Raw genomic sequence first — 9356 nt, forward strand, 5'->3', positions numbered from 1 at the left:
GTATGGATACAACCCGAAGTACTGCTCAATTTTTCAAACGTGTGAACAACCGGTTCAGCTTTTCGTTGTTCCTGTTGTACAAGCTCCCCAGCGCCTGGATATCCGGTGTAAGGGCCGGTGCGGCTTCGGAAGAATCGTGTACTACTTCGGTACCATTCGGGTGGCTGTCGCAGAATCCTTTCCGCAGTACCTACTTCGCCTGCCTTGCCATGGCCGCAGAAATGAGCAGCGGTATCCTGGCAATGGGGCATGTCAGCAGCGCCCCCGCTAAAGTATCGATGCTGGTAACAGGAATGGAGGGTATATTTCTGAAGAAAGCAAAAACTAAAACATATTTCACCTGCGATGCCGGAACGCAAATCCGCGACGCCATCGCACACACGATAACAACCGGCGAACCAGTGGCCCTTACTGTAGAGGTAACCGGCCGTAGTAAAGACAATGTGGAAATCGCCCGGTTCAAAATTACGTGGAGTTTTAAAAAAGCAACAACATGAAGATCGCATTTCACGGAGCAGCACGCACGGTAACAGGGTCGAAGCACCTTATTACCCTGAGAAAAGGATTGAAGATATTACTCGACTGCGGTATGTACCAGGGGATGGGCCGCGAAACCACACCCCTTAACCTCGACTTCGGCTTCGATGCGGAAGAGATCGACCTCATGATCCTTTCCCATGCCCACATCGACCATTCCGGCCTCGTACCCCGCCTCAGCAAACTGGGCTACCGCGGTAAAATCTATTGTACCCCGGCCACCAGGGACCTTACCGAAATTCTCCTCCTCGATTCCGCAGAGATCCAGGAAGATGATATCAAATACGTAAATAAGAAGAACGCCCGTGAAGGGAAGCCTTATATAGAACCCTTATATAAAATCGACGATGCCAAGCGCGCCATCGATCAGCTTACGCCGGTGAACTATGGTGAATGGTTTAAGATCGATGAAGACGTGGAAGTGATGTTTACCGACGCCGGCCACATCATCGGCAGCGCCTGTGTACACCTCCGCATTCAGGAAAATGGTAAAACGGAGCATATTACTTTCAGCGGAGACATCGGTCGCTATGGCGATCCCATCCTCAAATCTCCAGAAGTGTTCCCGCAGGCGGATTACATCATCATGGAATCTACCTACGGCAGTACGCTCCACCCGCATATAGCCCCTGCCGATGAAGAGCTGCTGCGCTATATTCACGAAACCTGTGTGATGAAGAAAGGGAAGCTCATTATTCCCGCCTTCAGCGTTGGCCGTACACAGGAGATCCTGTATGCACTCAACCGTGCCCAGCTGGCTGGTAAGCTCCCGGCAGTAGATCTCTTCGTAGACAGTCCCCTTTCGCTGGAAGCTACACAGGTAACCCGTATGCACCCGGAATGCTTTAACCGTAAAGTAGCCAGGATGCTGGAAGTGGACGAAGATGTGTTCAGCTTCCCCGGCCTGCGATATATCAAAACAGTGGAAGAATCCAAGATGCTTAACTTCCGTAAGGAGCCATGCGTAATCATTTCCGCATCGGGCATGGCGGAAGCCGGGCGTGTAAAGCACCACATCGCCAATAACATCGACCAGTGGAGGAATACCATCCTCATTGTCGGATATTGTGAACCGCAGTCACTTGGCGGCCGCCTGATGCGCGGGGCTACGGAAGTATCTATCTACGGTGAAAGACATGAAGTGAAAGCAGAAGTAGGCATCATCCGCGCCATGAGTGCGCACGGCGATTATGAAGATATGAGCCAGTGGCTTGCCTGCCAGAACCCGCGCGAGGTGAAGAAGCTCTTCCTTGTGCATGGAGAATACGAAGTGCAGACGGTATTTAAAGACTGGCTGCTGAAGAAGGGTTTCCAGGACGTAGAGATCCCTGAACGCCATACGGAAATAGGCCTTGGCTAATCTTCCGTGAGCGGGAACCAGAGGTTAACCCTCGTGCCCGCAGCATTACCATTATCATCTTTAAGGTCTTCGATATCGAAAGACGCATCCATATTGTACCGGCTGTTGTAAATCTGCAGCCGGTCTTTTGTTATTTGTAAGCCCCGTGAAACGTGGGCGGGGTGGCTATGTTGCTTTAATGCCGTAGCTGCTTCGCGTCCTATGCCGTCATCTTCTATCACACAATGGATCTGTTGCCCTTCCCGGGTGAATCTTATGTACAGTTCCCCGTTCTCCTGCTTATGCTGCAGGCCGTGCCAGATGGCGTTTTCTATAAATGGCTGCAACACCATGGCGGGTATCTCCGTGAAATCCTGATCCAGATCCGGGTCAATGGAAATAGTATAATTGAAGCGCCCGTCGAGGCGGAGGCGCTCCAGTTCCAGGTAGTTTTCCAGCATCTCTGTTTCCCGGGTAATGGAAATATTATTAAGCTGCGAATGGTCGAGTACATTACGGATGAGCTTCGCAAAGCGGCTGAGGTAGGCCAGTGCGGTATCGGTCTCATTCTTCAGCATGAACGTCTGGATGGAGTTGAGCGCGTTGAAGATGAAGTGCGGGTTCATTTGCGCACGGAGCGCCTTCATTTCCAGCTGCGACAGCTCTTCCCGGAACAGGGCCCTGTTGCGGGCATCTTTCTTCACCAGGTACATCCGGAAGCGGAAATAGCCATATACGAGCCCTGCAGCCAATACAAACAACAAGACCCTGAACCACCATGTTTGCCAGAAAGCTGGTTGTATGATGATTTGTAACGAGGTGGTGTTGCGTGAGAAAATGCCTGCCATGTTCATGCCCTTCACGCGGAAAGTATATTCTCCGGGAGGGAGGTTGGTGTATCGGGCGGAAAGTACGTTCTCTGCTGCTATCCAGTCATCATCCAGCCCTTCGAGCTGGTAAAAGTATTGCAGCTTTTCTCCGTGGTACTGCAGGGATTTAAAATCGATCCCTAAGAAATTCTGTCCATGCTTCAGTAATACCGGGCGGTTGAAGAACAGGGCAGAATCCACCATAATAGGCTGGTTCATTACCCTGAACTCCACAATGGTAACATCGGGAGGGGCGGGTTTTACTTCCAGCTTGTCGGGGAAAAACGCAACGGCATGATCGGATGCACCAATGAGCAGGCGGCCATCGGCAAGGCTCACGATGCTGCGCCGCACTTTGCGCGAATCGGTAATGATATCATTGTTCTGCACAAATGCAGTGAGAGACCGGGTAGGACTGTTCAACCGGTAAAACCCGGACGGTGTGGTGATCCAGAATCGGCCGCGGCCGGCGGGTGCCATAGACAGTATCCATTCATCGAACTGACGGTTGTTCACCATCAGTGTTTCCCATTTTCCGGAAACGGGAAAGTAAAAGTAAATGCCATGATCGGTACCGGCTATCAGCGTGGTATCGTTATACGACAGCAGTGCAGTAATGTTGCGGACGGTATCGGTACCGCCGCGCATGAACATGGCAGCAGAAGAAATATGTCCGTCGCGCTTACGGAAGCGTATTACCCCGCCCCGGGTAGATCCCAGCCAGAGGAGACTGTCGCCTCCCGGAATAATGGAGGTAATGGCGGTATTACGATGGATAAATGCAGTGAGCTCCGGATAGTTTACCACTTTCCCCGATTTAGGGTTCCATTGTGCCAGCCCGTGTTTATAGAGGCCGGTCCATACCGTGGTATCGCTTTCGGGGTGCATGGTAAGCACGGGCTGGTCGTAGAAGCCAGGTGGCCTGTGGTGGCGGAAGCTTTGCCGGCCGGGATCGTATTCCGATACCATCCCGTTTTCCTGCCCTACCAGTATGCGGCCCGATGGCAGCTCGGCGAGGCTCCAGACCAGGTTCCTTTCTTCGGGGATACCTCCCGGGCCGTAGGTGTAATGTTTAACAGGACTGAGATCTGCACGCATGTGGGAGAACCCTGCGCCCCAGTAAGCCATGAATACCTCGCCGTTTTTAGCGGTTAGTAAGCCGGTTACTTCAATTTCATGCCCGGGCTGGGGAGGAAGGTCGAGGCGGGTGAAGCCTTCGTTGTGAAGACTGAGAATGTTCACGCCTTTGTCTGTACCCACCCACATATGCCCGTCGCGGTCCGGAAGGAGGCAATTGGTTTCGTAGCTGAGATGCAGCCCCAGCGGTGATTTGGAGGCGGCTATATGCAGGGAGAATTTACCGTCGGCATCATTGTAACGGTACAATCCGTTAGTTTTCATACCCGCCCAGATGTTGCCATGATGATCTTCTGCAAGTTCATACACCTGGTCGGGATCATTGTTGCCATAGCGGAACTGGAAACGCCGCAGCCCGCTACTGTCGGGTACCCAGCAAAGGAGTTCGTTGGTGCCACGGGTGGCTGCCCAAAGGCGCTGCCGGTGATCTTCTATAATTTCTTTAACGCTCGTTTGAATGTTGAGCAGGGGGTAATTATGAGGGTTGTTATGCGGACTGTATATCTGGCTACGGTCCTGCGGGATCATGTATAATTCTTTCAGTCCGCTGATCCACAGGCGGCCGAAGGCGTCTTCCATTATAGCAGAGCGCATCCTGGAACCAATACTGTCGGGGATATTGCTAGGGCGGCGGAAGCGGTGGAGCACAGGGTCGAGCTGGAGCAGGCCTGCGTCGGCAGTCATCCACAGCTGGCCTTTATGGTCCTGCAGAAAGGCATAGCAGCCTATTTCTGCTCCGGGCTTAATAGTGGCATCGATGGGGATGGTGGAGATACGCGCGGTAACGGGGTCGTACATCCGTATGTTGTCCGGCGCGCCGATCCAGATGCGGCCCTGATGGTCTTCATACAGGGCAATGTCGTCATAAAAAATAGAACCGGGCAACCGGTCGAAGTGGGTAACGGTAATGAAATTCTCCCCGTCGAACCGTTGCAGCGCATTGCTGGCGATCCAGATAAATCCTTTTTTGTCTTGCAATACGCTGGAAACGTGATCGCCGGTGAGCCCGTTCTCTTTGGAAAGGTGGGAAAAAACATAGGCCTGCCGCGAAGTTTGTGCTTTAGCGGTAAACAGTGTGAACAGTAAGGCGAGCAGGGAGAGAAATTTCATGCAGGTATTATAACTGCCGGAAAGCAATGGGCGGCTTTCCGGCAGACGGTATTTTTTAGTTGACAGTGAGCTGATAGGCAGTTACGTGATTTCCGAAGAAGGTAGGGATGTATACGATGCGGTTTTTTGCATCATAACCGATATCTGCGGTTTGCAGCTTTTCGGCCTGTGTGTCGAGGATTTTTTCGGAAGTGTTGTTTTTGATATTTACGTAATACACATCACCTTTCCAGCAGGATACGATGTATTCGTCGCCCTTAACATGCTCGATGCCATCGGCACCGGAAGATGCGGGAGCTACTACCGTGAGGGAGCCATCAGCATTTACCAGGTTCACGGAGTTATTGTCGAGCACCAGTAGCCCTGCGGGGCTGGAGAGGATGCCGTTGGGGCCTTTCAGTCCGTTGGCGGGATAAACACTGTTTGGTACTTCGGGTACTACCAGGTGCACGGTTTTCTTACGGGAATCGGTTACGAACACCTGCCCGTTTTTGGATACGCTCACATCGTTAAGGCCTTCTGCATCGGCAACGGGGATGCGTTTTTCGATAGCGCCTTTATCTATATCGATCACTACTACTTCGTTCATATCTGCCACATACAGGCGGTTTTTATGTACACCCATACCTTTGGGGGCGCTCAGGCCCTCTACCCAGCGGAGCGTTTCTATCTTGCCGGTTTTGGGGGATACGCGGGATACGAATCCTTTTCCATCCTTCCCCCACGGCTCGCCGTCGATGTTGGTGACATAAAGGATGTCGCGTTTGGCATCAAAGTATACAGATTCGGGCACCTTCAGCGAGGTGTCTGTAGACCATATTTTCTTGAGCGTGGCTTTCTGGGCCAGGGCACTCATACATGGCGCACCGGCGAGGAAAAGACAAAGGATAGCATTTTTCATTTTCATAACTTAAGGAGATTAGACTTTAAATTTAATAAATGTATTTTTATCAGCTATGAAACAATACCTGTGCTTATTCCTTGCGGTATGCTGGGCCGCTTCCGTTTCCGGCCAGCAGCGCAAAGCTGTATTCATTATTGTTGATGGTATTTCCGCTGATGTCCTCGAACAGGCGCAACTTCCTCATCTTAAAAGTATTATAAAATCCGGTAGTTATATGCGGGCATTTGTGGGAGGCGAAAAAGGAGGCTATTCCCAGACGCCCACCATCTCCGCCGTGGGCTATAACAGCGTGCTTACCGGCACCTGGGTTAACAAGCATAATGTGTGGGACAACGATATTGCTGCCCCTAATTATCAATACTGGACCATCTTCCGGACCTTCAAAACCCACTTCCCGCAGAAGAAAACCGCTATTTACAGCAGCTGGTTAGATAACCGTACCAAACTGGTGGGCGACGGCCTGGAAGCCACGGGCAACCTCGCCATAGATGTTAAATACGACGGATATGAGCTGGATACCGTGCGCTTCCCGCACGACCGTAAGAAAGCGTATATGGAACGGATCGATGCCCATGTATCGGAAGAAGCCGCTAAATCCATCCGCCAGCAGGGGCCCGACCTTAGCTGGGTATATCTTGAATATACCGACGATATGGGTCATATGTATGGCGACAGTCCTGAGTTTGCCGATGCCATTCAGAAGATGGATGAGAAGGTAGGGAAGATCTGGGAGGCAATTCAGTATCGTAAGAAGCAGTTTAAGGAAGACTGGCTGATTGTTATTACAACAGATCATGGCCGCGATGAGCAAACCGGCAAGCACCACGGGGGGCAATCTTACCGCCAGCGCTCCGGCTGGATTATTTCCAACATACAGCAACCCAATACATACGCCAGGGTGTCTTATCCCGGTGTGGTAGATATTATGCCTACCATAGCCCGGTTCCTCCAGCTCCCGCTGCCGCAGCATGTGAGCCGCGAGTCAGATGGTGTGGCACTAACTGGTAAGGTGTCTGTAGCGCAGCCGGAAGTGAACTGCTTCCGTGATGCACTGGATATTACCTGGGTGAATCCTGATCCCGGGGGAACGGTGAAGATATGGGTGACCACCACCAATGCGTATAAAACAGGCGGAAAAGACGAATACCGTTTACTGGCAGAAGTGCCTGCTACACAGCGCCGTGCAGTGGTAAGCGTGAAGGATCTGCCTTCGAAGTTTTACAAAGTAGTACTCGAGGGGAAGGAGAATACCGTTAACCGCTGGTGGGTAGGGGAGAAGTAGTTACACGTGCTGGAGATGTTTTTCCAGCACATGGCCAAGCGCGGTGAATTCGATGGGCTTTACCACATAATCGCTGGCGCCTTCCTGCCGGAAGCGGTCGGCCGATTCGGTGAATGCATCGCCCGATGCTATAATCACGGGGATATGTTGCAGTTCAGGGTCTTTCTTCAAGTGCTGCAGCATTTCCCGCCCATTCATTTTAGGCATATGGGAATCGAGGATGATGAGGTGGGGATGTTGTTCCCTCGCCAGGGTAAGCCCGTCGTTACCATTTTCCGCCGCCAGTACTTTAATACCTTGTGCCAGCAGAAAGTTACGGAGGATAACCTGGTTCATTCTGTCATCTTCCACCACCAGCACCGTACTTCCCGCAAAGCGTGGGGCCATAGGAGCAGGCTCTTCCGGTTCAGGGATGGTAACTCCTTCCGGGATAGGGAAAGTAACGGTGAATGTGGAGCTTACGTTTTCCACACAACTAACCTGCACAATGCCACCAAGTAATTGGGCGAAGTGTTGTGTGATATGAAGGCCCAGGCCGGTGCCTTCAATAAAGGATGTTTTTACCGCTACAAAAGGTTCGAATATAACTTTCTGCTTTTCGGGAGGTATACCGCCGCCCTGATCGGTTACACTGATGAACCAATCCTTTTCAGTTACATCGCATTTCACTAAGATCGCAGTGCCATTGGCTGTGAACTTAATGGCATTGGTCATAAGATTATTGAGAATCTGTGAGAGCTTCACTTCGTCGGTCCGGATCTGGGGAAGCATACGCGGCCCTATTTCGAGGCGGATGGTAACTGATTTATTGTGCGCCAGCAGGTCGTATATCCGGACGATGTTGTTGAGGAAAGTGTGGGTTTTAACTTCAGCGATTCGCACTGTATCTAATTGCCCCGCCTCAATACGGGAAAGCTCCAGCACATTATTGATGATATCTTTTACATTAAAGCTGGCCACATACAAATGCTCCACGAGATTGCCGATGTTCTGCGGGGTACGGCCGTTATGCAGATCCATCCGCATCAGTTGTACGATGCCGAATATGGCATTCAGCGGATTGCGGATCTCATGGCTGGTTTCCTGCAAAAACAGTTTACGTGAGTTGTTGGCTTTTTCCAGTTCGTCCGTTTTATGCCTGAGCTGTTCCAGCAGGGAATTGTACGATTTCTTGTAGTGATAAATGCATAGAAGTGTGATGCCGATGTGCCATGCCAGATTGATCCATCGGAGGGAGAGCTGCACGCTGGGGGAAAGTGCGAGCAGGGGCGGCTGGCCCTTCACGAAATGCCATTCCATTACCACAATGGCTGCGCTAAGCATTATAACGGCGAGTATCTGGCGAACATGGTTTTCGATAGTCAGGTAAGTAAGGCTGATCATGGACATGCACGCCGTGATAAACAGTACGCCCGGCCCAAGGAGCATATCGTAATACACTGCCCATACCGATTGCAGCAGTACCAGCCATACTGCGGCTATCTGGAATTTCCCTATACGGTTTAAAAGAATAACGGTGCTGAATAATACGAGTGCAAGTGAGTTTGCGAAGAAGGTAACCGGGGCTTTGCTGATGAAGTAGTATATAACCCCCAGCACAAACAAGCTTGATCCTATAGCAATTGCGAGTGAGTTAACGATCCTTATCTGGACCCTCATTTCTTTAGGAACATGCTCACATCCAGCATCCAGCATCCGGGTTATCGGGGCAATAATATGCATTGTTTTTCAGGGTGGTTTCGCAGAAAAGAATCCGTAAAATATCAGGGGCTGTTGGTTCATTAAACCAGCGCTGATCAAAAGTAATCATTCCCGATATGCAGGCAAAAACATAATATCCACGCTAATTTGTTTGTGTGTTACGTGGCAGGTCTCTTATTGTTTCCTGTTGGTTTACACAGTAAACATCTTATCAATGTACCGAGACAGGTAAAACAGGGTCTAAAGGCCGTGGAAGGCAGTGTAGAGGCAGTCTGCCCTTAGTGTAATGGCAGTCTAAAGGCAGTGGAAAGGCAGTCCGGAGGCAGTAACAAGGCACCCATGTAGTAGCAATGTCTTACACTGAAAAAACTTTACAGGGTTAGGGGGTTAAGTACGGGATTGGCTTGACAGCATTGTCGTTAAACACTGTTTTCGCTTTACAGTTACTTGGCTTGCGATCAAATTCGCTTTACAATT

The 9356-nt window shown here is 50.9% G+C and carries 6 protein-coding genes; 3 read left to right on the forward strand and 3 right to left on the reverse strand.

All coding sequences use genetic code 11. From position 1 onward, the window contains the following. Window positions 1–2: 2 nt before the first annotated feature. Together DEV76_RS20930 and DEV76_RS20935 are read left to right on the forward strand one after the other, a co-directional pair. Entirely contained in the window at window positions 3–497 is a 495-nt protein-coding gene (locus tag DEV76_RS20930; protein WP_109699882.1) for a DUF4442 domain-containing protein, read from the forward strand. Then, a complete protein-coding gene (locus DEV76_RS20935; RefSeq protein WP_109699883.1) occupies window positions 494–1897 on the forward strand; it encodes an MBL fold metallo-hydrolase RNA specificity domain-containing protein in 1404 nt (467 codons plus the stop codon). The genes DEV76_RS20930 and DEV76_RS20935 overlap by 4 nt, the downstream gene beginning before the upstream one ends. Here DEV76_RS20935 and DEV76_RS20940 read toward each other — a convergent pair. Continuing rightward, window positions 1894–4992, reverse strand: a complete 3099-nt coding sequence (locus DEV76_RS20940; protein WP_109699884.1) for a two-component regulator propeller domain-containing protein — start codon at window positions 4990–4992, stop codon at window positions 1894–1896. The genes DEV76_RS20935 and DEV76_RS20940 overlap by 4 nt on opposite strands. Before the next feature lie 55 nt (window positions 4993–5047). After that, entirely contained in the window at window positions 5048–5899 is an 852-nt protein-coding gene (locus DEV76_RS20945) for an SMP-30/gluconolactonase/LRE family protein (protein WP_109699885.1), read from the reverse strand. Between the two features lie 49 nt (window positions 5900–5948). Between DEV76_RS20945 and DEV76_RS20950 the strand changes: the two genes are divergently transcribed. Beyond that, complete coding sequence (locus DEV76_RS20950) at window positions 5949–7178, forward strand: alkaline phosphatase family protein (protein ID WP_109699886.1); 1230 nt, start codon at window positions 5949–5951, stop codon at window positions 7176–7178. Here DEV76_RS20950 and DEV76_RS20955 read toward each other — a convergent pair whose 3' ends face one another. Further along, on the reverse strand, window positions 7179–8837 hold the full coding sequence (locus DEV76_RS20955) for an ATP-binding response regulator (protein WP_198652151.1): 1659 nt from the start codon (window positions 8835–8837) through the stop codon (window positions 7179–7181). Window positions 8838–9356: the final 519 nt, after the last annotated feature.

It is taken from the genome of Chitinophaga deserti, assembly GCF_003149455.1.
Taxonomy (GTDB): Bacteria; Bacteroidota; Bacteroidia; order Chitinophagales; family Chitinophagaceae; genus Chitinophaga; species Chitinophaga deserti.

What these genes read in the sequence shown, in the direction of transcription:
- DEV76_RS20955 (WP_198652151.1), bottom strand. Translation starts at nt 8,837, where the DNA reads ATGAGGGTCCAGATAAGGATCGTTAACTCACTCGCAATTGCTATAGGA.
- DEV76_RS20950 (WP_109699886.1), top strand. Translation starts at nt 5,949, where the DNA reads ATGAAACAATACCTGTGCTTATTCCTTGCGGTATGCTGGGCCGCTTCC.
- DEV76_RS20930 (WP_109699882.1), top strand. Translation starts at nt 3, where the DNA reads ATGGATACAACCCGAAGTACTGCTCAATTTTTCAAACGTGTGAACAAC.
- DEV76_RS20940 (WP_109699884.1), bottom strand. Translation starts at nt 4,992, where the DNA reads ATGAAATTTCTCTCCCTGCTCGCCTTACTGTTCACACTGTTTACCGCT.
- DEV76_RS20945 (WP_109699885.1), bottom strand. Translation starts at nt 5,899, where the DNA reads ATGAAAATGAAAAATGCTATCCTTTGTCTTTTCCTCGCCGGTGCGCCA.
- DEV76_RS20935 (WP_109699883.1), top strand. Translation starts at nt 494, where the DNA reads ATGAAGATCGCATTTCACGGAGCAGCACGCACGGTAACAGGGTCGAAG.